Genomic DNA, 25,679 nt, shown 5'->3' on the forward strand with positions numbered 1-25,679 from the left:
CCAAGCATCAGGCTAAAAGGAACAGCGATTCCGGCCAGTTTATGAAGGGATAGAATCCCACTCCAAGCCATAATCCTATCCAGCCTTACATTACTCCTTACCTCACCTTTATGCAGTCTTGCTGTTCTCCTGAGCCATCTCATCTGTATGCTGTGCAGCCAGTTGGGCAGCTGTTTCTTTACTGCCGAGGCCATTAAACAACAAATTCATAAAGATTGCTGTAAAGCTACCTGCAATAATGCCATTGCCCAGCATAATCTGAGCCCAGGCTGGTGCACCTGCGAACAACTGCGGTACCACCGTCACCCCTAGTCCCATGCCAATAGAACATGCAATGATGAACAGGTTCTCATGACGGTTCAGGTCCACCTGAGTGCCAATGATGCGAATACCCGACGAAATCACCATACCGAACAACGCCACCATGGCACCGCCAAGCACTGATCCGGGAACAAGCTGAGCTAGAGCAGCAATTTTTGGTACAAAGCCAATAACGATCAGCAAACCGCCTGCAACAACGATGACATCACGTGTCTTCACACGAGTCATCTGTACAAGCCCTACATTTTGCGAATACGTTGTATAAGGGAACGAGTTAAAAATCCCCCCAAGCACAATAGCCAGTCCCTCTGCACGATATCCACGCGCCAAATCCTTGGAGGTCAGATCCTTGTCCAACATTTTGCCCAGAGCCATAAATACGCCCGTAGATTCGGCTACACTGACAATCGCGACCAGAATCATCGTCAGAATAGGAACAATCTCAAAGGTCGGTCTTCCGAAATAAAATGGCTGAACCATATGGAACCAGCTTGCATCAAGAACGGGAGCAAACTTCACCTCACCCATGAAGCCAGCAGCCACTGTGCCAACGAACAGACCGATTAATACAGAGATAGAGCGTACAAAACCTGTAGTGAAACGAGTCATTAATATGATAAAAATGAATACACCGAAACCGAGCAACAGATGTACACCGCTGCCAAAGTCCGCCGCATTCTGACCCCCACCCAAATCGGTAAATGCTACCGGAATCAGGGTCAGACCAATAATGGTGACCACGGAACCTGTAACCACTGGCGGAAAGAGCCGAATGAGTTTGCCAAACAAACCCGAGAAAATGAGAACGAACAGACCGGAGGCAATAATGGCACCGTAAATGGCAGATACGCCGCTACTCTTCCCGATCATAATCATCGGAGATACGGCCTGGAAGGCGCAGCCCAGCATAACTGGCAGGCCAACGCCGAAATATTTATTGCCCCAGACCTGAAGCAGTGTAGCTACACCGCAAGCAAGCAGGTCGATCGCAATCAAATAGGTAAGTTGCTCCTGTGTGAATCCAAGTGCGCTACTAACAATAAGCGGGACAATGACAGCTCCTGCATACATCGCAAGTACGTGCTGCAAGCCAAGTGAGAAGGTTTTGGCCGGATGCCGGTGACGTTGAAAAATACGTTCGCGTGCCATACTAGTTCGTGCCCTCCTCATCTGCAAAGGTTACTTGTCCATCGGACAGTGCTCCAATACGAACTAAAGATTCCACGCGGTAACCCGCTTCTTTCAACAGACGGCCTCCCGGCTGGAATGCTTTTTCAATCACGATCCCGATCCCAACGACTTCCGCGCCAACCTGTTCTACAATACGAGCCAGGCCAAATGCAGCTTCGCCGTTCGCCAGAAAATCATCAATGATCAGCACGCGGTCGCCGGGATTCATAAACTTCTTCGCTACCGTGATTTCATTCGTCTCCTGCTTGGTGAAGGAATACACTTTCTCCACCAAAATATCTTCGGTTAGGGTAAGTGACTTCTGCTTACGGGCGAAGATCAGCGGAACATTGAGTTCCAGTGCGGTCATAATACCCGGCGCAATGCCGGATGATTCAATCGTCAGCACACGTGTAATGTTCTCCCCTTCAAACCGACGAATGAACTCTTTGCCAACTTCCTTCATCAACACGGGGTCCATCTGGTGGTTCAGGAATGAGTCTACTTTGAGTACCTGCTCGGACAGGACAATGCCTTCCTGTCTGACTTTGTCTTTTAACAATTGCATCGTTTTTTCCTCCCAAATGCCCTCTACCGCCATGTACAGTCTGCTCTACAATATCTCTCCCGTGTAAAAAACAAAAAGCCCGCCTGTCCACACCTGCGGCATGAACCGGAGACGGGAAAGACGGACTTGTTCCTGTACGGACACAAGCCGCTCGAACACTGCATACGCCACAGGCTGAGGCTCAGGAAGCCATACCTATGTATTTAGGCAGACCTGACCTTAACCCACGCAGAGCGTAGAAGCATCCTTCCCGTAGTCCAATCATTCCGGTGATCGGGTAGAGACATGCAGGCCTATTCCTGCACATATACGAGTAACGGCTATTCAATTCATTTTGGCTTCACGATTCGTATCCATGTATAATTGCGAACCTGAATGTAAAAGTGTAATCTCACTGACAATGTTAGAAGTATACCGAATTGGCGGCTTGAAATAAAGAGGTATTTTCATGGAATTTGCGGAAACGATGTTTCTTTTGCATAATGGGGGATGATTGATTTTCATTTTTTATGTACAATATGAGAACAAAAGCGTATCCTGACGGGACTTACCTTGGAGGATGCGTTCCGAATCTAGTCGTTAAAGGAGATTGTTACATGAAAGGCATACTGAAAGAATTTAAGGAGTTTGCTGTTCGCGGCAACGTCATTGATCTGGCGGTCGGTGTAATTATCGGAGCTGCTTTTGGAAAAATCGTTACCTCCCTTGTGAATGATATCATCATGCCACCGGTTGGGAAACTGCTCGGCGGGATCGATTTCAGCCAAAAAATCATTAACCTTGATCCTGACGTAAAGACAGCCGGTGGACAAGACATCACGACACTGGCTCAAGCCAACGAAGCCGGTGCCACCGTCATTGCTTACGGTCAATTTATCAATGTGATGATTGATTTCATTATCGTAGCGTTCTGTATCTTCATGCTGGTTAAAGGCATTAACTATCTGAAGCGCAAAGAGCATGCCAAGCCTGAACCGAAAAAAACAACGAAAGCCTGCAAGTACTGCCTGTCTGAAATTCCGGCTGCAGCTACTCGTTGTTCCCAATGCACTTCCCAGCTCGAGGCTGAAGGAAGCAACGCTCCGGCATAAGGGTCTGATCTATTATTGTGTAGAGCATACAATTAAATAAAGCAAAACGCAGGTTTGATTCTTGATACAGCAATGACATCTAAGCCAATGTACGCTTATGTAATGATTATTGTCTGCATCTATAGAGCATTTAAGCATACTCATTCTTGTTTGATCGAAAACTATTTTAGCTATGCATACGCGTATAAAGTACATCAAACCTGCAAATGTTCAGGTTCCACCTTAGCGGTGGGACCTTTTTTTATTTACTGTGATTGCTGTATGCTGGTCATGCGTCTCTTATTTAGAAACGTTTTGGCAGCAAGTGTTCCAGAATCGATTTGAGATCTTTGTCTTCCTTGTAGACCTCTTCCCCGGTATCCAGTTCAGTAACCCGAATGTATTCAAAATTGGCGCTGGCATCCGTCGGTTTAAACAACAACTGTGCTTCGTCTTCCAAACGAACATGAAATCCCATGTCTTTGAACATCGTCGTAAGCTGACTCGTGGCCGGCTCCTGACCTTGCCCTACAAAGATAAGTCCCCTAAGCGCTTTACGCTCCTGAGGTTGCGGATAAATCACCTGAAAGTGTACAATGCATTCCATACAATCGTTCCCCTTTCGTTAAAAAGATACTTTGTGAAATTTTGAACTTTAAATTCTGCTATATAAGGAGATACGTTTCATGACCCCAGAACGTTTCGACATTTATGACGATCAGCAACAATGGATCGGTACAGCACCCCGAAATGAGGTTCATGCCAAAGGATATTGGCATCGTTCCTTTCATTGCTGGATCGTGCGTGACGAAGGCGACAAGCGCATGGTTCTGTTTCAGCGAAGACGGGATATTAAAGATACTTTTCCCGGATATTATGATATCACAGCGGCAGGCCACCTCGTAGCCGGTGAACAGCTACAGGATGCACATCGTGAACTCGAAGAAGAGCTCGGTGTGCATACCTCATTCGATGCGCTGACTTATTTGTTCACGGCTACGCAACAACTACAGGGTGAGGTGCGCGGCATTCCGTTTCTGGATCGGGAATTCAGTGCTGTCTACGGTCTGTGCCTGAACCAGCCACTGGAGTCCTATGTTCTCCAGGCTAGTGAGGTGGACAGTCTCTATGAGGCGCCACTAGATGACTTGCTCGCCCTGTTCCGCCAAGAGAAGGATACCGTTCAAGCATCCGGTGTGCGTGCACAACAACGGACATTTGTGCAAGAAGGTAAAGCGTTATCTACACCATCACTGGATAACACACCCTTAACCGCATCCCTACGAACTGGTGAGTCACTGTCTGAGTGCACCCAAGAAATCACAATGACATCAACCGACCTTTCGTCCAATCATGGCGATTATGAGCATTCCGCCAGTGCTGCACGCCTCATATGCGAAGTAAGCACGGCGGATTTTGTGCCGCATGGCTCCACGTATTATATCGACGTACTCGAAGCTTTGAAACGAGTACACGGGGTCTAACTTCATTTTCTCAAAAATAGCATCACTTCATACGTTTGACTTATCCCTAGACGATTACCTTCATTATTCCAATCACATTACCCTTCCCTTTAGGTATTCCAGGAGCATTCCTTTACTATCAACCGGATGGCAAACCAATGCTGTAACAAGCATCACTGCATTGTGGTTCTGAATTGTATCGTTGTACTCACGAACCACCTAAAGCGAATGTACGCGAGCTTGGGCTCATAAAATTCTAACGATCACAGGGAACGTTATTTTCCCCATTTCGGGGTCTCGTGAAATGTAACGATCACCAGAGACGTTATTTAGGCATAATTGGCTCTATTGGCGGCGAATAGATGATTTTTGGACGAAATAGCATTCCTGAGGATCGTTAGAATCTGAAAGAGGTCGATTTCGCCAAAATAAGGCTTGTGGTGATCGTTAGCGCTCAAGCCGTAGGTTTTCGAGTATGTGCTAGACAAAGAGGCTATAAGGTGCCACGATCAGTAACACAGAACAACACAAAAAGAACGAAGCCGCAACGAACCCTTCTGTTCGCGCCTCGTCCTTTTTGGTATTTCTTATTTCTCCCGTAAGAGCTCTCCTGCTAATGTAGTGTTACTGTTCATGATCTGGTGCAGGGGTAGACCAGTACCGTGCAGCAATGTCTGCGTACCGACGTCCGTAGCGATCCTCCAACTCCTCGCCGATATCCTGCTCCAGTTCATACAGCACCAGTTCTTGTGCAAAATGATTCAATAGCAATCCGGTCATTACCGGATGAGCTGTGACCACGGCCTGCGTAGGACATGACTCCCCACGCATGCCCAGCATGCACCAGCGGCGATCTACAACGAGCGAGAACTTACGCCCGTTACCCATGCCATGTGAGGGCAATCCCGGCAAAGGAAGCGGCTGATCTACCATACCTTCCCCACCTTCACAGGACCACAATAAGCGTACACCCCGAGCCTCAGCCTGTTGCAACTCCTCTCGAAGCAGTTCTGCTTCCTCGCGCCACACATCCACTACAATCTCGTGCTGCGCTGCGGCAAGTTCACGACTCAGATTCTCCAGAACATTTTTGTCGCCTTCGACATTGTAAAACACAGGTTTCTCCGGTTCGCTCTTCGGCATGCTTCGCTCGACGTAATCCAGAGAAGTATGCATCTGATCAGAGATCATGCGTGTCATCTCTTCCGGTTTCAACATGCTGTACTTCGCAGGTTCTCCCGGACTGCACCGGAGAAATCCTCTTGATTCCAGTCGTTGCAAGGTTGCATATACATTGGAACGGGACACACCCAGCCGTTTGGCTACCTCATATCCAGAGGCTGATCCCTGGCGGGCTAATTCCACCATAATTTTAGATTCCATCTCGGTGAACCCGAGATGACGTAGATGATGCAGCAGTTGGTCCATATTTCTGTCCCCCCATGCTGTCAGCAACCAGCACTGCCTGACGGCAGCACGTCTACTGCATCAAATCTGCTCGGCTCCGCAACGCGGGCACCACTTCGAGCCTTTTGGCAATTCGGATGCACAAATCTGACACTTCACCATTTCACGTGGCACTTCCGTCTGCACATCTACGGTGTTCACGATCGGATTGTTTTCTTTCCAATAACGAATACGCTCATCCAGCTCCTGCTGACGCTCACGTTCCCGCTGCATTTCCTCTTCTCTGCGGCGTTCCCACTCTGCATCGAACGCTTCCTTCTCTTCCAGCGTAAACTCGGTGCTGTTATATCCCGGTTCCGTATCCAGATCCGCAATCGAAGGGATAACCGTATGATACGGCTCGGTCTCTTCATGTTCTTCCACAGCCGGCGGTGCATCAAAAATAGACTGCTCCGCGACCGGGTTCTGTGCAGCTGCCGTCTCATGATTTGCCGTTTTGCCAACCCCTGCGACTCCGGCCGTTCCCGATGCAGCTGCACCCGGTTTGGATTCGCCCAATTTGCGTCCACACTTCGGACAGAAATTGGCATCCAGTGATGCAACGTGTCCACACTCACACAGACGTTCATTTTTCAACTCGGCAATCTTGCTGCGCAGAGCGTCGATCTCATCCTGTAACTCGTCACACAGATTAGACAGATCTACCATTTCCTTTTCAGCGAGCGTCATATCCTGTGCACGATAACCTTCATAGAAGATGCGGCCCATATCGGTAAAATGGACTTCCTGTTCCTGTTGCAAGCCCACAATCTGATTGTTCAGTTTGCCAATCTCAACGGCGTGCTGTGCACGCTCTGTTGCTTTGTTTGCTCCGTTTTTGATGCGCTGAAGCAGTTTCATCACAATTCCTCCTCTGTCCCGTCAAAACAATATCATTATTATTCTTCATTAGTTAGTAGGTGAGCAATTCGCAACATGCGAGATGCTCTGGATATATAACTTATACGATATGAAGCCAAAAAGTTGCGAAAAATCGCGCTGGAACCCCATTTTATGCGGATATTGGATCAAAACAGGGGCTTTCGTCAAGACCATACGTTCGGTATAATGGAACTTTGACTCCATATGAATGGAACACGCAGGATTCGCAACTTACTCTATCTTACCAATTTACAATGCGATTGTGAAAAGGGCAAATTCTTTACTCTTGAACGGGATTATTCAATCCCTGAATGTATACAGAGGTGGATGAAACATGTTAAGTCCGAACTCAACGTTCTACCCCCGTCCGCTCGGGGTGACCCCCGCGTCCTCCTTGCCTCAATCTCCCTCGGCGCCGCTGGAAACCAGCCGGCAGCTTGTGGGTGATGATCAGCAGGACGCCTATTATTTCCGCTCGCTTGAAGAAGCGGGCATTAAACTCAATGGTCCGCAAATCTCGGCTGTTCGTCATGGCAGAGGGCCTATTCTCACCCTCGCCGGTGCTGGCTGTGGCAAAACAACCGTGCTGGCTGCAAGGGCAGGCTACTTGATGGAAGTCAGCGGTGTACACGCGGGCAGCATTCTGCTCGTAACGTTTACCAACAAAGCCGCTGCAGAGATGAAGGACCGGATTGCTGCTTTGCCAGGGATTAGACCTGCTGCAGCAAGAGCGGTACAGGCCCGCACATTTCACTCGTTTGCGCTGACTTTGCTACGCCATTACGGGGTACAGGAAGACATTTTTGGTGAGTCGCGGGCCCAGCATACGGTGCTGAAAATGCTTCTTCGCCAAAATGGCATGAGCGAGGCGTTTCAGCCGGAGAGTCTGCTGGCGATGCTGTCCGCCTGGAAGATGCAAGGTTCAGACACGGCAGACTTGCCGGAGAAAACGCAAGATGAGCGCGATGCCAAGCGTGTATTGCTCGGATACGAAAGCTGGAAACAGGATCGTGGCAAAATGGACTTTGATGATATCCTGCTGCGCGCGGCTGCGCTACTTCGGGATCCGGCGGTGTTAAAGCCGCTGCAGCGGCGTTTTCAATACATTATGGTTGATGAATTTCAGGATACAAACCGGCTGCAATACGAGATTGTACAGATGCTCGCTGGAGCACACCGCAATCTGATGGTTGTTGGAGACGATGACCAGACGATCTATACGTTCAACGGCGCACGGCAGGAATCGATTTTGGAATTCGATAAAGTATACCCAGGTGCACGCATCGTGACGCTGGATATTAATTACCGCAGTGATGCGCGTATTCTGGGACTTGGAAGCGAGCTGGTCGCACGCAACAAACGCAGACGTGACAAACGGCTGCGTGCGGCAGGACAACGCGGGGATGCGCCCCGGTTCGCTACACCATCTAACGCCGAGGAAGAAGCCGCCTGGGTCGTGAATCAGATCTGTGAGCAGGTGGAGGAAGGACAGTTTCCATATCGGGACATTGCTATTTTGCACCGGACCGCCAGTAGCAGCCGGGCGGTATTTGAGCAATTGGTGCTGAAGGATGTGCCCTTTGTACAACACGGAGCCGCTCCGGTCTTCTATGATCAGTCACTGATCAAGCCGTTAATGGATCATATGCGCCTGTCTTTGAACCCACGAGCGATGGATGCTCTGCCAAGCGCACTCGGTCCGCTGTATGTGTCCCGTGATGCAGGACTGGAGTATATCCAGCGCTGTGAGCAGGAGCAAGCCAAAAAATATCCGCTGATTCATCTGAGCAAATGGGACAAGTTGAAGCCTTTTCAACAGGAGCAGGTCAAGGAACGCATCAAGCTGATCAAATCTCTGCACAAGCTGAAGCCGATTATCGCGATTCAGGAGATGCGCCGCCAGTTCTACGATAAGTATATGGAGAGCGGCGACCCGACTATTTTTACCCATTATAAGGAAACGATGCTGGAAACACTGGATGAATTCGAAGCGGCTGTCAAAAAGTTCGAAACCGTGGAGGAATTCGTGCAATTCGCAGACGAGCTGTCCCGCAGACACCGCGAGATGGAATCATTGCGCCGGGCGCAGGATAGTGATGCCGTACAGCTCATGACCATTCACCGGGCCAAAGGACTGGAGTTCCCATGTGTGTACTGGATCGGAGCCAGCGAAGGCATTGTGCCGCATAGTACCGCCTTGCGTCAGGATATTCCGGAAGATCAGAAGGCAGCACTCACCGTGCAGCAGACGGATGCTGAATTGGATATGGCTTTGGAGGAAGAACGCAGACTGGCTTATGTGGCGATCACTCGTGCGAAGCAGCACTTATATGTGACATCACCTGCAAGCCATCACGGCAAACCTGCTGATGTGTCGCGTTTCCTGCTTGAAGCTTTTGGCATGGAGGTCCCGGACAAACGTAAAACACGGGAAGAAGCCCGTAGTGGCAGCCCGTCTTCATACGGGAATCATGGACACGCAAGCTTCAACAGGAACAACAACGGAAATAGCAACAACCGAAGCAGCAACGGAAACTGGAAAAGCATCGGTAACGCTAAAGATGCCGACAGACGTGAAAATGGTAAGGGTGGTACTGCACAACAAACTTCATCTTATGTGCAGCACGATCGGCAGCGTAGTGCAATTAACCATAAGGATCATCGGGAGATGGAAATGCTGGATGAGCGGGATGAGGATCGCCTCAGCGAGAAACGCGGCAGCGGAATTATTAGAGATCATACAGCATTTAGTACACCCGGACTACATCCGAAGGCTACCAGTACAACCATGACTTCGAGTACTTCCCGAAATACTGATTCCTCTCGAGCAGGTTCGAACAAAGCCGAGCGGACAGAAACGGTGGCCGTCTGGAAATGTAGTTCTGTTACATGCAAAGCATGGTTGAGGCAGAAACCGGCTGTAGCGTCCGGTAAAACGTCGAAAAAGGCCACCTCCGGCCCTCCCGTCTGTCCACTATGTTCAGGAACGATGATCGCCGGCACCCGGCAGGTTCCATTGACAAATCGATTTGGAAAATAGAGAAGCATCTTCTTCGTTTCAGGGCGCTTGCTGCTGTTTATTAACAGTAGAAGCGTCTTTTTTCCAATTCAACAGTAAAATGGTCTTTTTTTCAATATTGAAATGGGGGTTGGATTATGCAGGAAGGCAAACAACATCTGTATGTGTCGGTAACTCATAACCTTATTGAACGAACGAGAAACGAATCTACTCCATTCGAAGTCCTTGTGGATGATGGACAATTGGCAACATTGCAAGATCTGATGAAAGTGCTTGAGGAGGGGGACGACTACTCGTTACAGCGGGCCCCCGTACCTTACAAATCGGCAGACCACGACGATGGAAATGAACGATTAACAGACGGCGTGACGATGTTGTACACCTTCCTCTACGATCATGGTACAACGGAGACCAGACAGGCTATAGAGGACATGGACGTGCTTCCAAAACTTCAGAATACGGACTACGATGACCCGGGATATGAAAACTCACCGATGAATAAATGATGAAATGCAACCATCCTATAACCAAAGCAATAACCCTCCTTCTGCTCCATTTACCATTTAGAAGGAGGGTTATTCTGTCAGCGGAATTTCCCGCGAGAATAGTCATGATTTAACTTTCCGTTATTATTTATTTTTTATATTCGTTATATTCTATATTATCAACGTCTAATCCAGCCTGATCTCCTGCCCTTTTTCGGCAGACTCGTAGATGGCACACAGCATGCGCGTGGAGGTCACCCCATCCGCAATCGGGCTGATGGGCGGCGTACCGTTCAGGCAACATTCTACAAAGTGATCGATCTGATTCTGGAATGCACCGTGAATATCCAGACCGGAATGATCTGTCTGAGGTTCAATGTTCATGATGGTGTCATGTTTCTCGGTGACAATCAGTGTTTTGGGCTCCAGTTCAAATCCACCGCGCTCACCGTACAGCTTAACAAAGGATTCATCCTCACGGGCATGGAGGGTAAAGCTTACATCTACCGCCAAGGAAGCACCATTTTCAAAACGAATCAGGGCATTCGCCATATCTTCGACGTTATTGATCGCAGCGCTATAGTCTGCCGCTTTGTAAAATGAGAGATGTTCCACATTCGCACGATTGCCGAGTTTACGATACGTATTCCCGCTGACGGATACAGGCTTCGGTCTACCCATCAGATACCAGCACTGGTCGATGATATGTACACCCAGGTCAATTAATGGGCCGCCGCCGGAGCGAGCCTTGTCCGCAAACCAGCCACCCGGGTTACCCAGACGCCGCAGAATCGATGCTTTTGCATAATACAGCTCGCCAAACTCGCCGGCATCAATGAATCTGCGCAGCATCTGCATGTTGTTATCATACCGGCGTACAAAACCCACAACAAAGGTACGCCCGCTTTTTTTCACCGCTTCCTCAATTCGCAGTGCGTCTTCCACATTCGTAGCCACCGGCTTTTCCAGCAACACATGTTTGCCAGCCTCCAATGCCGCAATGGCAAATTCCGCATGCGTATTATTCCATGTACAGATACTGACCGCATCGACATGCGGGTCTTCTAGCATCTCACGATAGTTCGTATACACGGACTGAGCGTCGTATTTCTGTGCAGCTGCTTTGGCCCGTTCCTCGTTCAGATCACAGATGGCATAGATGACGGCATCCTCATTTTTGGCATAACACCTCATATGAAGATCCGAGATGGAACCTGTACCAATCATACCGATATGCAGCATTTGCTTGGTGCTCATCTTCGTCCTCCCTCCCTTTTCCAAAACTTCGTTAACGTCTAGTCTGCCCGCAGCATGCCTTCGTAAATACCTGGTGTTGAATTTTCAATCTCCACTGCGCCTAGCGTTCGTTTGTAGAAGTCCATCGGCCCGGCCGATCCGATAATCGCGTAACCGTAGCCATCTGCTCTCATCGCATGCATACAAGCTAATAGCAAGGCAGTCCCTACACCTTTTCCACGGGCATCCGGGCTTACTCCAGTAGGGCCAAAGAAATTACGGCAGGTCGCTTCATAACAGGCAAAACCAATCATTCTTCCATGCTCCAGCGCAATATAACAGGTCACAGGCTGACGCGCAAAAGCGACATCACATTCATCTACCCAATGCTGGTTAAAATGGGTTATCACCCAGTTCAGCACCTGCTGTTTCTCCGGAGCAATGGCTCTGCGAACCACAATGGATGCCGCCTTCAGTTTCTCCAGCCCGCCGTGTTGCTCAGGCAAACGATAAAGCGCGACCAACATATCACTCATCGGTTCGTTTCCTCCTCATCTGGCACGGAATGATCCGCACACTTTGAAATTAACCTAATCCTACTGCTGATAACCTGCTTCTTACGCAATATTCCGAATTGAAACGAACATACGGCGCTTACAGTGTTTATATCCTACTGCAACACTGAGACAGGTTATCCCGTCAGTAAAGATGAGATGCGGTGATCTGTATAAAAGTTTACCGCGACACAACGCAGATGAGAAGGGATGATTGCGAATGAAAAACAACATGAAAAAGGTAAGCACCATCATGGCTCTATCAATGGCACTAAGCGGCGGGGCTGCTTATGCTGCTTCAGTAGATAACACGGTACAACCTATGCAGGAAACCGTCACTTCTGCCCCGAGCAGTACTACAGGAGTTGTACATGTATCCGTCAATGGTGCAGCGGTTGCTAACGGATATTGGACTCAAGACGATAAGGCAGCCATGATCCCGCTTCGAGCGCTAACCGAAGCTCTCGGAATCGAATTGAAATGGCATAAGGAAGACAAGTCCGCAGAGCTGACTCGCGGCGCCTTGTGGACTCAGGTTTTTGCGGGTAAAGATCGTTACTCTGTAAACAAAATGCTGCTGACCCTCGGTACAGCACCTGAAATCAAGGACGGAACACTTTACGTACCTGCTGTTTTTGCGGAGAAAGTCCTACATGCCCAAGTAAGTACAACGGGAAATCAGGTGGAGATTAGAAGTGAGGAGGACATCAAAACGGTTACAGAACGCGGTGTGATTACCCGGATTTCAAATCAGGATAAATATCAATCCACTCAGATTGGTGGTGCGGGGCCGGATGGTATCGTGTTGAACCTGAGCAAGGATACCCAGCTCATTTCGGCGGAGGGAAAAGAGATTCAAATGGCTGACCTGTCCATCGGTATGATGGTAGAAGCCGAACACTCCTTAATGATGACCAAAAGTCTGCCTCCACAAACACCAACATATAAAGTAACCGTACTGGATACAGCAGCTGAAACAACAGCACAACCAAAAGAAACTTTTGGAACCGCAGGCACGATCGAAGATGTCATTGCCAAAGACGGCATCGTGTCCCAGATTGAGATTAAAGGTACACGTCTGGCTGAGACTGCACCAGATCATGTTGTTTTGAATATCAACAAAGAAACTTCGCTAGTGGACCAGCAAGGCGAAGCCGTGAAATCTGAACAACTGACCAAAGGTGCGAAAGTCATCGGATTCTATAGCCCTATGCTGACTCGCAGCCTGCCTCCGATCGGCACAGCATGGAAGGTGGTTGTGGAGCTTCCGAAAGTGCAGCCCAAAGCCGAGTAAAGGCGGCAGGATGTACCCGATAGGAAGTTAGAATTAGCCTACAGGCAAGTAAAGTAGAGTACATGTGGAATGACGCGTAAAGGCTAGAAAAGCTAAAAACCTTTCCCTCCTGTCTTCTGACAGGGCGTGGAAAGGTTTTTTTTCATAAATGAGTCCATATCAAAACTTGTAAGGTAAGTATCTGGTATCCGTTTTCTGTATAAAAGATGTTTGATCAAGCCTCGTCCTAAGATTCTATGATTGCTTCAGCTTCAATCTCTACCATCAGCAAGGGGTCAATGAGCGCACTGACTTCGACCATCGTAGCTACAGGTTGAATCTGTCCGAAGAATTCGCCATGTGCTTTGCCAACCTCTTCCCACTTCGAAATATCCGTGACAAACATACGTGTTCTAACCACATCGGTCAAGTCTGCACCAAGCTCTTTCAGCGCTTTTTCGATCGTCTCCAAAATAAATCTGGTCTGCACATACGGGTCACCCGCACCTACAACGACGCCATCCTGCATTGCTGTTGTCCCGGCAACCTCAATCCGGTTACCCACACGAATTGCACGACAATACCCAACCAGTGGTTCCCAAGGGGAGCCCGTAAATACCTGCTGTCTGCTCATTTTCCTAACCTCGCTTTATGTCATTTCGTTATTGGATTAAAGATGAATTATATCAGTCCGTACTCATCTCAATCAACGATTAAAACTTGATTTCAACTTTATTGCCTTTCCTCAAACTCAAAAATCCCCTGAACACTTTCACCTTAAGTAAGGTTAAGTGTTCAGGGGGATTTGCTTAACGTACAAAGAAAATTAAAGTTTAATATTAGCCTCGTCGAAGTAATCTTCCAAAGTTAAACCACTCTTTACGACATCGGGTGCAATATCTGCACCAACATAACGAATGTGCCAAGGCTCATACACATAACCCGTCTTGCTCTCTTGGCCTTTCGGATAACGAATGATAAAGCCATATTCGGCAGCATGTTCATCCAGCCATTTGCCTTCTTTGGATGAGCCGAACACCTCTTCCAGCACATTGCCCACGCTTGGACTGGATACATCTATGGCAAGACCTGTCTGGTGTTCACTGCGGCCTGGAACGGCACTTACACGGGAAGCATACTCTTCCCCTTTGGTTTTCACATTATTGTTGTAGATAGATACCTGACGCTTGTAAGACCGGTATCCAGACACGGCACGAAGCTCAATCCCGTCTGCTTTGGCACCGGCAAACAGTTTCTCCAACGCTTCCGCAGCTTCTTTGCGCATATGACGTTTCTCATGTGGCCCCTCGAATGAGAACGGCACGTCAGGCTCGACCAAATCACTCGGCTCATAACCTTCCGGCAGACTACGCTGTTTGTTGACAATGACCGTCATGGCCTCCGCATTAGTAACCACCGATTGGGAGTCAATCGTGGTCTGCAGAGCGCTAATGCTGCGTTTCTCCATGAGCGGATCTTCTGCTGTTGCACCACCACTTCCATTGTCCGCAGAACCCTGCCCTTCTCCGGTAGATGCGCTGCCTGAGCCGTTATCTGTTGCTTCATCGCTACCCGAATTGGTTGTGTTATTGCCCTCCGCATTACCTTTGCCATCTGAGCCAGATTCATCGGTCAAATGCACGGTTGTGCCATCCGTTCCCTGCTCCGTGTTAGGTGTTCCGTTCGCGTTCTGATTCTCGTTCGCACCGGAACCGCACGCAGCCAGCAAGGCTCCACATATCATAAGTGAGGACAGCAGAACCACGATTCGGCGCTGTCTTCCTGTTCCTGATTTCATCATAAAACTCCTATCACCTTAGTAGAATGAATATCTTTTTTACGTTTTCTCATGGTTACTATGATGTTCCCTGCGACAGTATACCTTAAATGTACGATAAGCTCCACCAGTAAAGAGTTCCTTCTCCCAGTCTCTATGCAAAGATATACCCTTTATACAGCTCGTAGCCTTTATTTCTGTACATTTAATGCAACATCCCAATCTTAGATAACTTCAGATGGAAACTGGAAATGAAAGCTAAGCTCCACAAAAAAAGCAGGGGCGATCTGGTGATCTCCCCCGCTGTACTTGTGTGAGGCCTCATTTGGTTGCCGGACTGTCCTTGTGTTTCTGGACAGCCTGCCACATCCGCGCAGCCACGCGCTCGCGGATGAGATCCAGACCGGCTGCGGCGGGCACACCCGGCAGCAGCGCGGTCAGCTCGGGCAGCGCAGGCGGTTTGCCCGGCTGCGCGAGCCGCACCTCCACGGCCCCGAAGCCCGGCCCCGGCTGGTGCATGGCGCCGTCTGCGGCTGCCTCGGCGATCCACTCGCCGACGGCCGCGCCGCCTTCGCCAGCCCGCGCCTGCGGGCGGCCCGCCGTTTCCGCTGCGCGGCCCGGGCCGCTGGGATCATGGGCAAGTTCTTCTGCCCATGATCCCAGCACGCCGGCGAGCAGCGCTTCGCGCGGCAGGCCGGCGTGCGCCAGCTGCAGCAGCGGCTCCGCCGCGAGGCGCGCAGCAACGGCGCGCTCCGCCGCCGCGGCATGCGCGCAGCCCGCGCGGCCGCAGGTGCACACCGCTGCAGGCGCAGCGCCGAACGCGGCCTCGCCTGGCGAGCCGGCAGGCCCCGCCGCGGGCAACAGCCCGGCGAGCTCCTCTGGCGTCGGGCCACCGCGCAGCAGGGCGTACAGCGCCAGCGGGCGCTTGCGCAGCTGCGCCAGCACGGCCTCGCGCTGCGCCTCGCTTAGCTGCGGCAGCGTGCCTGTGACCGTGAACACGCCGGATGCGGCTGTTCCGGTCTGATCTGTATCAGCCGACCCAGGCACAGTCTCTCCCGAATCCGCCACTGCATTCACCTCTGCTGTCCACACCCCGGGGGACATATGCAGCTCGATGTTCCATTTTTCGCTCATCATCATCCCCCTCCCTTCATTGATCATGCAAACCAGCTTTACCAACAACAAGCCGATTTTGCCTTCATTGCCAAACATTCAAATGTAGCGTGAATAACCTTATCCACTACATACCTCAGTGTTAATCTACAACCAAGTCTCTCCTTGAAGCGAGATCAGACTACGCAGTTCATCGTCTGACATCTCGGTCAGCCAGTTTTCACCCGAACCTACGACCTGCTCGGAGAGAGCTTTCTTGCTCTCAATCAGCTCATCGATTCGTTCTTCCAATGTACCCTGGCAGATCAACTTGTGTACCTGAACGTTACGGTTCTGCCCGATGCGGAATACCCGGTCTGTCGCCTGATTCTCCACCGCCGGATTCCACCAGCGATCATAGTGGATGACATGGCTTGCCCGTGTCAGGTTCAGACCCACGCCGCCTGCACGAAGAGACAGGACAAACATAGACGGGCCTTCCCCTTTTTGGAATGTCTCCACCATTTCATCCCGCTGTGACTTGGAAACCCCACCATGCAGGAAGTAAGGCTCTTCCTCATAACGCCGGTTCAGTCTGGAAACCAACAGATCCCCCATAGCAACATACTGGGTAAAGATCAAAGCCGATTCTCCATTATCCCGAATAGCATCAAGCAATTCGAGCAATCGTTCCATTTTGCCGGATGCTTCGGCCTTGCCGTGCTCCTTCCGGCTGCTGTCCGCCAGAACAGGATGATCACAGATCTGCTTCAACTTGGTTAGAGAGGATAACACGATACCTTTACGCGCAATACCGTTCCGTCCATCCAGACCACCCATGAGATCATCCACGACCCGTTGATACAGAATCGCCTGCTCCGGTGTCAGTGAACAATAGGATTTCAGTTCCAGCTTTTCTGGCAAATCTTTGCGAATATCCGGATCACTCTTCAGCCTGCGTAACATAAACGGCGACACCAGTCGATGCAGCTCCCGGAGCGAAGCCGCGTTCTCTTCCGAAGGGGCCAGACCTGTATACCGCTGGCGGAATGAAGAAGATGTACCGAGATATCCCGGATTCAGGAATTGGAAAATAGACCAAAGCTCACTCAAACGGTTCTCCACCGGTGTTCCTGTCATGGCAATCCGATGAGAAGTGGACAGCCGCATGACACTCTGAGCCTGCTTCGTCCGATAATTTTTAATATACTGTGCCTCATCCAGTACAACGGTCGACCAGTGCAACGAAGCCAAATCCGGGCCATCACGGCCTGCCAGGTGATAGGTTGTGAGCACGATGTCATGCTTCTGCGCTTCCTCTTCAAAAGCATTTCCATGTAGCCTTTGTCCACCATGATGAATGTACAGTGACAGGTCTGGAGCAAAACGCTTCAGCTCACGTTGCCAGTTGCCCAGTAGAGATGTTGGGCAGACAATAAGTGTAGGACATTGACCTTCCGGCATATCTGTATCTGGATCACCAACGGACTCCTGAGCTTCTTGCAGTGCAGCCTGGCGCTCCTCCTCTTTGCGATCCAGCAGACATGTGATGACCTGAACCGTTTTTCCAAGTCCCATATCATCGGCAAGACATACCCCGAAGCCCAGTTCACCCATGGCAGATAACCACTGAAATCCACGTTCCTGATACGGTCTCAGTTCACCATGCAACTCCGCTGGCACTGGGCGAGGTTCAATGTTACGAAGCACCTGTCCCTCTAGCAGGAAAGCGAGCATGCCTTCGGATTCAGCACCGAAAACAGACATCCCTTTCCAAATGGAATCTTCCCCTTCATCTGCGGCAAGATGTAGCCATTCGGAAAGCGGCATGTATTGTTCTTCTTCTTTTTTCATATATCGAAGCACTTGGCGAATCTCTTTGGTATCCACTTCAATCCATTCCCCGCGAAACATAACATAGGGAACGGTGGATTCAGCCAGTGCGGCAAGTTCCTCTGCCGTAATCGGCTTGCCATCCAGCATCGGCTCTGCTGTAAAGGCTACGAGTTGCTCCATGCCGAGTGTAGAACCAGCTCCAGGTTGACGCTCCGGTGCTCCGTTCATCATCTGCAAGCGCAGACCTGCACGCCGTTTCCCCGCGCGACTCCATCTCGACGGCATTAGAACCGTTACCCCAGCCTTCTGCAACTTGGGAACGGCATGGGTAAGAAATTCAAAAAAACTCTGTTGCTGCAACTGCATCCCCTCGGGACGAGCATGCAGCAAAGCAGTCTCCAGTTCTGGTGCCAGCTCAGACGCCTCACCGATGGCCATCAATAACTGTTCTGCCACAGAGGCGTAGTAGACTTTTCCCCGATCCAGATCGCGCTCAGGATGTGCCCAAATGCTTCGTGCAGGCAACCTGAGACCTGCCTCCTGATCGCTATCCACCCAGAAACTGATACCCCAGGTGGTCTCCTGCTCCCCCAGAGGCGGCTCCAAACGCAGGACCAGTCTGAACTTCCCTTCCGCAGGCGGCATTTCTTCGACACCAAATGCAGGCATCGTTGTACCCCCGGCCTCATGGATCGCATCCACGAAGTCCGCCATATCCTCTGTCGGTCCTTGCACAGTGACTGGGCGGAATATGGAGATCAGACTGTTCCACCATAGCTCAGACACCGGTGAAGAGCCGCGCCTGAACGATGTCCGGTAACGTGAAAGTTCACTATCCATGCTCTCCAGTTCATTCGTTACCACCGCATGAATGATGCCACTCATAAATGAAAACAATACCGTGCCTGCCGCTTCCTCACGTGTCTCCGGCTCCGTTGAGGCATAGGCCCCCGGCGCTGACAGCGCGATGGGAGGCATCGATTCGGCAAGGCTTCTGAAACGCTCCTGATCTTCTTCAAGCTGCAAACGCGGATGCCACACCCCTGTAAGGGTCTCCTGACCCGTTCGCCGTCTTGCGCCTGTTTTAGCGGCAAATGCCGCCGCCGGAGCAATTGCTCCTCGTAGCAACAGTTCCTGTGTGAACTGTGCTGCCTTGACCCAGTAACGCATCTCTTCTCCAGCCTGAATCCCAGCTGCATGTAACATCTGATCGTCCCACTGCAATAACAGTCTGAAAGCATCCTTTGGTGAAACCGCCAATCCTTCCAGCGTGCGTCCAAGCAACTGCCTCCGCTTTACGTTTTTGGCTTCTGCCGCATTTCGAAGCGGATTCGGCCAGCGCAGTTCGGCAAGACGCAGCGCGGCAGGCTGAAACAGACGACCCCCGTCGCCAAATTGCAGCCTTCGCACCACGTGACTCCATGCATCTACGCGCGGTTCCGATGTTTCACCGGAAAAACAAAAAAATACGTCTCCAAGCCATACTCCATACAGCGATTGCATCATTACAGTCTCCCGTCATCCCTTCGCATTGTTACTCTCCATCATATACGAAAATGGACGGATTTAAAAACCTTTACGTATAAAAAGTGCTGATCATGCTCTTTTTCTATACAAAAAAATGCCCCTTCTCCATTATTCGGATGAGGAACATTTTGTTTAAACATTTAATGATGCGGGCCGTCAGACGGTCACCATTTTTGATCCGATCAGGATCTGACCAGACTTCCGAGCAGTACATCCAGGTTCAAAATACCCGCACGGTGATCCGCACAGAATCCGATTTTATCAAAAACACCAAGCATAAAGCGGCGGTGTTCTTCTGCAGGCTCTTCGAAACGATCATACGTCACAACCGAATCTACCATGTCTACAATCAGAGGCACATACCCGTTCTTGTAAGGGACTACGATAATTCGTGTAGATGAGGTATCTTCCTTCTCCGGCATGCCGAGCAACACACGAAGACTCACGACAGAAACTACCTTACCGTACAATGAAGCGAATCCTCTGATCTCTGGACTTCCGAAAGGAACCGTTGTAACCTCTACCATTCTAATAATTTCATGAACCTGATCAATGCGAAGTGCAAAAATTTGATCTCCCACCGAGAAATTAATATATTGCATTACTTCATCCATAATGTCCCCATACCCTCTCATTCCGTAAAATCAGATCATCAACACGCTTTTGGCTGTCGAACTTTAGACGATGAGTCGTTACATGTTGTATCGGTAATTTTGGCGTAATTGTTTAGGCTTTCAAGAAGAAGAATCGCAGTTACATCTCTTTCCCTGTTTTCTTTGAAAAATAAGCGATTTAACTCTCATTTCTGTGGATAACCCATTAAAAAATTCTAAAACTTTGCTTATCGTGAATATAAATATAAAGTTATACCCCATTTGTGGATAAGTTGTGCACATGTTGCACACAATCTGTGGATAGATACCTTCATTTATGTGGATATTCATAATTTTGATGTGGACATGTTGTGTATTTGTTTGTAAATCTAACGTAAACTTTGTCGTTTTTCGCCTGCTTATCCTCTACTGTGGACATATTGTGGAAAGCCTTTCAATAACAATATTGGATTTCACACTTTCTACCTGTTGTTATTCACATCTCTTTCACCAGCCCAACCAAGAAGGATTTCCGCTGTACGTTCAACCTGAAAAACTGGAAAATAATGACCATAAGGGAGTCCCACTTTTGTATAACCCGCATGTAAACTAGCAGGAAAATGATATTCTCGATCCTTTTCAGCCCAAACAACCAGTGGGTCTGCGTTATACCCTGCCTGCTGAAAGCTTCCGAGTTCATCCCAAAAGCTTATCGTCTGCTTATGTCCCAAGTGAATCCAACGCAACAAATCTACATGTGCACCCGCTATACGAGGTGAACGGAGATAGGCTTGTACCCTCTCAGCCAGCCTCGTAAAGCTGATCTTATCCACCACTTCTTCACCGCTCGCACTAAACATCCGAGCCCAACTGCTCCGGGACTTACTCCGCAGTAATGTCCTCACAACACGCCTAGGCAGATGAAGCACCTGTTTTAAACGTCCATTATTCCCCTCATTCACATTGTCCGCAACAGGCTGCAGTAACGCCAAACGGATATCGGTACGTCCGCTTCGCTTCAATGCTGCCGCCGCGATAGCTGCACCTACAGAGTGACCTACTAGTTTGATTGGACCCTGCACTTCAGATAGGGCTTCCACAAGAGCGTTAACCTGACCTGTAAATGCATCTTCTGCCTGGTGAACAGGTGAACGACCAAATCCTGCGAGATCAACGATCCAGACAGGATTACCCGTAAGTTTCCGCAATTGTGACCCTAATGGAAGCAAATCATCGGCACTTTGCAACAAACCATGCACGATCACCCACGGCTCCCCCTCCCCTTCCCAGCCTAAACTCGCCAGATTTCCCAAACGTACACGGATATAATCGTTTAGAACATGTTTATGCTCAGCTTCAGCCTTGGACAGAAGTCGGTAATCCAGATCAGCAATAATGAACGGAAGCTGCTCCCGGATATCTGGCCAGTTTCTCCCCATTCGTTGCATCAACCCCTCGGTCTCCTCTACCGGAAATGTCCTGTCTGTAATAAAAGCAAGTGACTGTGAAGGTATACCGCTGACGCGACTTCCACCAAGGCTCATAAGGCGTTGAATCCAGGATAATGGCAATGATCCTGCCGGTCTGGGCACATCCAGTTGCTTTGTGATCAGATGCAGCAATTCCTTCATGTCTGGACTCTCTTCCTTACGGGCGAGCAGTGGATAAGTCCCTCCGAACGGTACCTCATCCCGAATTAGAAAGACAAGTGTTTCTGCCACCACATCATTCTCCACGAGTGGCAACCAGTACGACGATCCACCAGGTACAACCGGCATAAAACCTTTCTGAACGGCTCCAATAAGTAACCCGATCCCGCCAGTCTGCTCGGTTTCACCTGTTGGGCGTGGCCCGACTACCGTACTGGGATTTACCACGGACAACGGGTAGTCATACTGTTTTGCATGTGCCCTTATATAAGCATCGGCCTTGAATTTCATCTCTTCATAAGCACTCTCTTGGTTACCGGCATGATTCATTTCAACCTGTTCCTGTTTCTCTTGCTCATTCCCTTGCCCATAAGGGCTCATAAAACCAACCACATGAATGAAATGTCGCAGACTTCCGCCAAACTTCATCTCCTGAGCCAGCTGAGCAATCTCTCTGGCTCCATGCATAAAGGTTTTTTCTGCTGTCTCTCGTCCCAGCGTAATGTCCATCGTTCCCCCTGCATGAAGAATGACATTCGCCTTCCTGATGCGTTCACGATCTGCTCGAACAAGCCCTAAACCTGTCAAAGATAAATCACCTTCGATAAACGTAATCCGTTCAAAGCCTCTCACACCGTAACTCTCCAGGACTGATCTGGCGCGCCGCTCGGAGCGAACCAGCAGCAGCATATGTATATCTGTTTTCTCCACAAGTTGTTTGACTGTTTCCTTTCCAATAAAACCGGTACTACCTGTCATAAACAGAACGGTTTGCTCTAATCTTGCTTCGTTCATCGATATGCCTCCAATTTATCTTGATCTCGTTTATTATCAAACTACATATTAGTACTATTTAGTACTAATTAATCTCAAAAAAAGAGCTTCGTTTAACGAAGCATCTGACAAAACGTACGTGCGGACTGCTCTATAATACCCAGATCACGAGAAGTCCCGGCCAAGATCAGCGAACCTTCAAGTGCTACGACAAATAAGGAAGCTGCCGCCCCCGGCTCAATCCCTTTGCGGAATTCGCCTCGTTCTGCCCCTTGCTGGAACAGCTTCTCCACCATAGGTACAAGTTCACGGAAAAAGATTGATATGCTTTCCTTCGCCAGGGAAGCACTTTCCGGTGCCTGCATATAAAGAGTGACAAACGGGCATGTACCTTCAAAGTTTCTACTTTCTATACCTGCCGAGAGCAATTCCAGGAAAGAGTTGATCCGTTCCTCCACTCCCCGCTCACGCTGACTTAGTAGCAAGTACAGCTCTGATTCATATTGTGCAATCCAGAACTGCACAACCGCCTGAAGCAGTTCCTCCTTATTTTTAAAATGATAATAGATATTGGATTTGGATACGCCACTAACACGCACCACCTCATCCATGCTGACATAAGCATAGCCTTGCCGGAGGAATAACTGCGCAGCAACTTCCACCGCTTTGGTACGGTTAACTGGACTAGAATTTCTGGGACTGGAACTTCTAGGTTTGGATGGTTTAGAAGATTCAGGAGTCCCTTGATGTGATGTATGGTTAACGTTATTCATAACTAGAACTATATAGTACTATTTTAACAAAAGCAAGCATGGCTGTTTATAAAAGTAGATCAGACGATCATTTTCTGATAAGTTGTCCACATTTAGATCATATACACACAGGATATCCACATCTAGTATTAAGCCGATGTAAAAGTTGTACTTTAACATTTATAAACGAGCAAAGTTATCCACATTTATAAGGTGAATACTGTACTATAACAGGTAATGCAAAGAAGCCAGTTGCAAAAGCTGCAACTGACTTCAAGTAAACATACTTTATTTATTTTTTAAGACTATCCCAGTTCTGCTGCAATGCATCAAGCAATGCTTTTTTATCCGATTTACCTGCAACATATGCTTGGATAGTGCTACCGAACTCTTGTGGAACACCCTCAGGGAAACGGTTGAAGTTCCAGCTTAATGTTTTATTTTCCTGACTATATTTCATGATATCTGTTGCGAGGTCCCCGAGCTCTTCCTCCGATGCCTGAATGGAACTGAAGGCCGGAATGAACTTGAATTCTTTAGTTAAATAGTTTTTACCAATGTCGGAGGTAACGAGCCAGTCCAGAAATTCTTTTGCCTCCGCCTTCACTTGAGAGTTTTTATTCACAACCCAGTAGTTAGGCACACCTACAAACAGCTTATCATTCGGTTCATTCGTAATCGGCATAGGCAGAATACCCAGATTCAGATCCGGATTGATGCCGTCAATCTGTACTTGTGTCCAGTTTCCTTGTTGCATCATCGCCGCTTCGCCACTAGCAAAAAGAGTTACCTGCGTGTTGTAGTCTGTGGTGAGCGGATTTTTGTTGCTGTATTTGAGCGTCAGATCAAGCAAGTTGATCCATTCCTCGAAGACTGGGTTACCCGGAATTTTCTCCGTACCCTCGTTCAGACCTTGAATGAATTTTACCGGATCGGCCTGATTCGCAAATGCTACATTGACGTTATGATTCCCGAGCACCCACCACTCCTGATAACCGTTCGAGAACGGTGTAATGCCTGCGTCCTGAAGTTTCTTTGCCGCTTGATCCAGTTGTTCCAATGTTGTTGGGATTTCAGTGATGCCTGCTTTGGCAAACAGATCTTTGTTATAGATAAAACCGTACCCTTCCAGCGCGAGTGGCTGTCCATAAAGCTTGCCATCCTTAGTCATCGGCTCTTTGGCCACTTCCAGTACATCCTTAGCCCAAGGTTCACTAGATAGGTCTTCGAGATATTCGAGCCAGGTATCGAGTTCACGGTATCCACCGACGTTAAAAATGTCCGGTTGCTCACCTGCGGCAAACTTCGCTTTTAATGCAGCCCCGTAGTCACTTCCACCGCCGACCGTCTGAATGTCCAGCTTCACGCCTGGATGGGAAGACTCATACTCTGCTTTGAGACGATTAAGCGCTTCGGCAATTTCAACTTTGTATTGGAAAATTTTAATCGTTTTGGCGCCACCCGCTGCGTCACCACCACCCGTTTGAGCATCTGTATTCACGGGACTACCGCTTTTGTCCCCGTTTCCGCAACCTGCCAGCATGACTGAAAAAGCAATGAGCATCAGCAATGTTAACTTTGTCATTCTTTTCATAGATACACTCTCCCTGTAAGTAGTTTCAGTTTTACTGCCTGCACCTCTTGCTTACCCTCTGCCTCTTACTCCGGCTGTACTTCGTTTGTTTAGAATGACCCTGTCCCTGCTTTTAATTCTGTTGCTTACTATATAGATGAACTAACGCAATTCCTCACAAATGGTATGCGTAGTTGATCACAGATTAATGGTCAAGCAAGCTCTTGTCGCTATGCCTTTGATATCGGTGAGGCCAGTCTTTTTACTCGACCTTTTACAGAAATCCATTCTTTGTATCCCTTGTTTTAATCTCGTCTCTACTCTGTCTTTCCCTGTTCTGCTCTGGCGCATCTGCCCAAGCCCTGCGGGCAGATGCGCCTTTTGCCCACCACCGTGCGAGGCAGGAGCGGAGGCATCATGATGCGCTGGAGGAGCGGAGCGTTCGCCTTTGAACCTCGGGGGCTTCCTTGCCTCAATCATTCAGGCCCCCGAGGAGCAACAGCGACCGAAAGCGCACATGATGCCGGAGCGGCCAGCCCTACCACTACTACTCATTTTTTGGTCTATCGCATTGTCCCCCCGCCTTGCTCTGGCGCATCTGCCCAAGCCCTGCGGGCAG

General features: G+C 49.3%; 21 protein-coding genes and 1 riboswitch. Of the genes, 6 read left to right on the forward strand and 15 right to left on the reverse strand.

What is annotated here, in order from left to right; translation table 11 throughout:
• Positions 1-108: 108 nt before the first annotated feature.
• Entirely contained in the window at positions 109-1,470 is a 1,362-nt protein-coding gene (locus tag BLQ13_RS09630) for a nucleobase:cation symporter-2 family protein (protein WP_090918565.1), read from the reverse strand.
• Between the two features lies 1 nt (position 1,471).
• The gene (locus BLQ13_RS09635; protein WP_090918567.1) at positions 1,472-2,059 is read right to left on the reverse strand and encodes a xanthine phosphoribosyltransferase; all 588 of its coding nucleotides are present in this window, start codon (positions 2,057-2,059) and stop codon (positions 1,472-1,474) included.
• A 233-nt stretch (positions 2,060-2,292) separates the two neighbouring features.
• Positions 2,293-2,392, reverse strand: a riboswitch (purine riboswitch).
• Between the two features lie 263 nt (positions 2,393-2,655).
• On the opposite strand from BLQ13_RS09635, the gene mscL reads away from it, so the two are divergent.
• Positions 2,656-3,150 carry a large conductance mechanosensitive channel protein MscL gene (mscL, locus tag BLQ13_RS09640; protein WP_090918569.1) on the forward strand — a complete coding sequence of 165 codons (495 nt, stop codon included), beginning with the start codon at positions 2,656-2,658 and terminating at the stop codon, positions 3,148-3,150.
• Between the two features lie 283 nt (positions 3,151-3,433).
• On the opposite strand, the gene BLQ13_RS09645 is transcribed toward mscL, so the two are convergent.
• Positions 3,434-3,736, reverse strand: coding sequence for a hypothetical protein (locus BLQ13_RS09645; protein WP_090918571.1), 303 nt, complete (start codon positions 3,734-3,736; stop codon positions 3,434-3,436).
• 79 nt (positions 3,737-3,815) lie between these two features.
• Here BLQ13_RS09645 and BLQ13_RS28790 point away from each other — a divergent pair, with 79 nt between their 5' ends.
• Positions 3,816-4,613 carry an NUDIX hydrolase gene (locus BLQ13_RS28790; protein WP_244159270.1) on the forward strand — a complete coding sequence of 266 codons (798 nt, stop codon included), beginning with the start codon at positions 3,816-3,818 and terminating at the stop codon, positions 4,611-4,613.
• Positions 4,614-5,216: 603 nt separating this feature from the next.
• On the opposite strand, the gene BLQ13_RS09655 is transcribed toward BLQ13_RS28790, so the two are convergent.
• Positions 5,217-6,020: a TrmB family transcriptional regulator gene (locus BLQ13_RS09655; RefSeq protein ID WP_090918573.1), complete on the reverse strand. Its 804-nt coding sequence runs from the start codon at positions 6,018-6,020 to the stop codon at positions 5,217-5,219.
• 60 nt (positions 6,021-6,080) lie between these two features.
• Positions 6,081-6,899: a zinc ribbon domain-containing protein gene (locus tag BLQ13_RS09660; protein ID WP_090918575.1), complete on the reverse strand. Its 819-nt coding sequence runs from the start codon at positions 6,897-6,899 to the stop codon at positions 6,081-6,083.
• Positions 6,900-7,254: 355 nt separating this feature from the next.
• Here BLQ13_RS09660 and BLQ13_RS09665 point away from each other — a divergent pair, with 355 nt between their 5' ends.
• Entirely contained in the window at positions 7,255-9,960 is a 2,706-nt protein-coding gene (locus BLQ13_RS09665; protein ID WP_208606767.1) for a UvrD-helicase domain-containing protein, read from the forward strand.
• A gap of 116 nt (positions 9,961-10,076) precedes the next feature.
• Positions 10,077-10,445 carry a hypothetical protein gene (locus BLQ13_RS09670; RefSeq protein ID WP_090918577.1) on the forward strand — a complete coding sequence of 123 codons (369 nt, stop codon included), beginning with the start codon at positions 10,077-10,079 and terminating at the stop codon, positions 10,443-10,445.
• Positions 10,446-10,610: 165 nt separating this feature from the next.
• On the opposite strand, the gene BLQ13_RS09675 is transcribed toward BLQ13_RS09670, so the two are convergent.
• Together BLQ13_RS09675 and BLQ13_RS09680 are read right to left on the reverse strand one after the other, a co-directional pair.
• On the reverse strand, positions 10,611-11,681 hold the full coding sequence (locus tag BLQ13_RS09675) for a Gfo/Idh/MocA family protein (protein WP_090918579.1): 1,071 nt from the start codon (positions 11,679-11,681) through the stop codon (positions 10,611-10,613).
• Between the two features lie 38 nt (positions 11,682-11,719).
• Positions 11,720-12,196: a GNAT family N-acetyltransferase gene (locus tag BLQ13_RS09680; RefSeq protein WP_090918582.1), complete on the reverse strand. Its 477-nt coding sequence runs from the start codon at positions 12,194-12,196 to the stop codon at positions 11,720-11,722.
• A gap of 238 nt (positions 12,197-12,434) precedes the next feature.
• On the opposite strand from BLQ13_RS09680, the gene BLQ13_RS09685 reads away from it, so the two are divergent.
• Entirely contained in the window at positions 12,435-13,508 is a 1,074-nt protein-coding gene (locus BLQ13_RS09685; protein WP_090918584.1) for a copper amine oxidase N-terminal domain-containing protein, read from the forward strand.
• Positions 13,509-13,734: 226 nt separating this feature from the next.
• On the opposite strand, the gene BLQ13_RS09690 is transcribed toward BLQ13_RS09685, so the two are convergent.
• The 8 genes from BLQ13_RS09690 to BLQ13_RS09725 all read right to left on the reverse strand — a co-directional run bounded on the left by BLQ13_RS09690 (position 13,735) and on the right by BLQ13_RS09725 (position 25,081).
• The gene (locus tag BLQ13_RS09690) at positions 13,735-14,121 is read right to left on the reverse strand and encodes a RidA family protein (RefSeq protein ID WP_090918587.1); all 387 of its coding nucleotides are present in this window, start codon (positions 14,119-14,121) and stop codon (positions 13,735-13,737) included.
• Positions 14,122-14,313: 192 nt separating this feature from the next.
• Positions 14,314-15,285 (reverse strand): M15 family metallopeptidase, encoded by a 972-nt coding sequence (locus tag BLQ13_RS09695; RefSeq protein ID WP_090918589.1) that lies wholly within the window; start codon positions 15,283-15,285, stop codon positions 14,314-14,316.
• Between the two features lie 300 nt (positions 15,286-15,585).
• Positions 15,586-16,476: a hypothetical protein gene (locus BLQ13_RS09700; protein WP_167375701.1), complete on the reverse strand. Its 891-nt coding sequence runs from the start codon at positions 16,474-16,476 to the stop codon at positions 15,586-15,588.
• A gap of 48 nt (positions 16,477-16,524) precedes the next feature.
• On the reverse strand, positions 16,525-19,698 hold the full coding sequence (locus BLQ13_RS09705) for a DEAD/DEAH box helicase (protein ID WP_090918593.1): 3,174 nt from the start codon (positions 19,696-19,698) through the stop codon (positions 16,525-16,527).
• A gap of 203 nt (positions 19,699-19,901) precedes the next feature.
• Positions 19,902-20,333 (reverse strand): chemotaxis protein CheW, encoded by a 432-nt coding sequence (locus BLQ13_RS09710; protein ID WP_167375702.1) that lies wholly within the window; start codon positions 20,331-20,333, stop codon positions 19,902-19,904.
• A 461-nt stretch (positions 20,334-20,794) separates the two neighbouring features.
• Positions 20,795-22,756, reverse strand: coding sequence for an alpha/beta fold hydrolase (locus BLQ13_RS09715; RefSeq protein ID WP_090918597.1), 1,962 nt, complete (start codon positions 22,754-22,756; stop codon positions 20,795-20,797).
• Between the two features lie 92 nt (positions 22,757-22,848).
• The gene (locus tag BLQ13_RS09720) at positions 22,849-23,508 is read right to left on the reverse strand and encodes a TetR/AcrR family transcriptional regulator (RefSeq protein WP_090918599.1); all 660 of its coding nucleotides are present in this window, start codon (positions 23,506-23,508) and stop codon (positions 22,849-22,851) included.
• A 271-nt stretch (positions 23,509-23,779) separates the two neighbouring features.
• Positions 23,780-25,081, reverse strand: coding sequence for an ABC transporter substrate-binding protein (locus tag BLQ13_RS09725; protein ID WP_090918601.1), 1,302 nt, complete (start codon positions 25,079-25,081; stop codon positions 23,780-23,782).
• A 396-nt stretch (positions 25,082-25,477) separates the two neighbouring features.
• Between BLQ13_RS09725 and BLQ13_RS28660 the strand changes: the two genes are divergently transcribed.
• Positions 25,478-25,679: hypothetical protein (locus BLQ13_RS28660; protein WP_208606768.1), on the forward strand; the 202-nt coding region annotated here is incomplete at its 3' end.

The organism is Paenibacillus polysaccharolyticus (assembly GCF_900102085.1).
Classification (GTDB): Bacteria; Bacillota; Bacilli; order Paenibacillales; family Paenibacillaceae; genus Paenibacillus; species Paenibacillus polysaccharolyticus.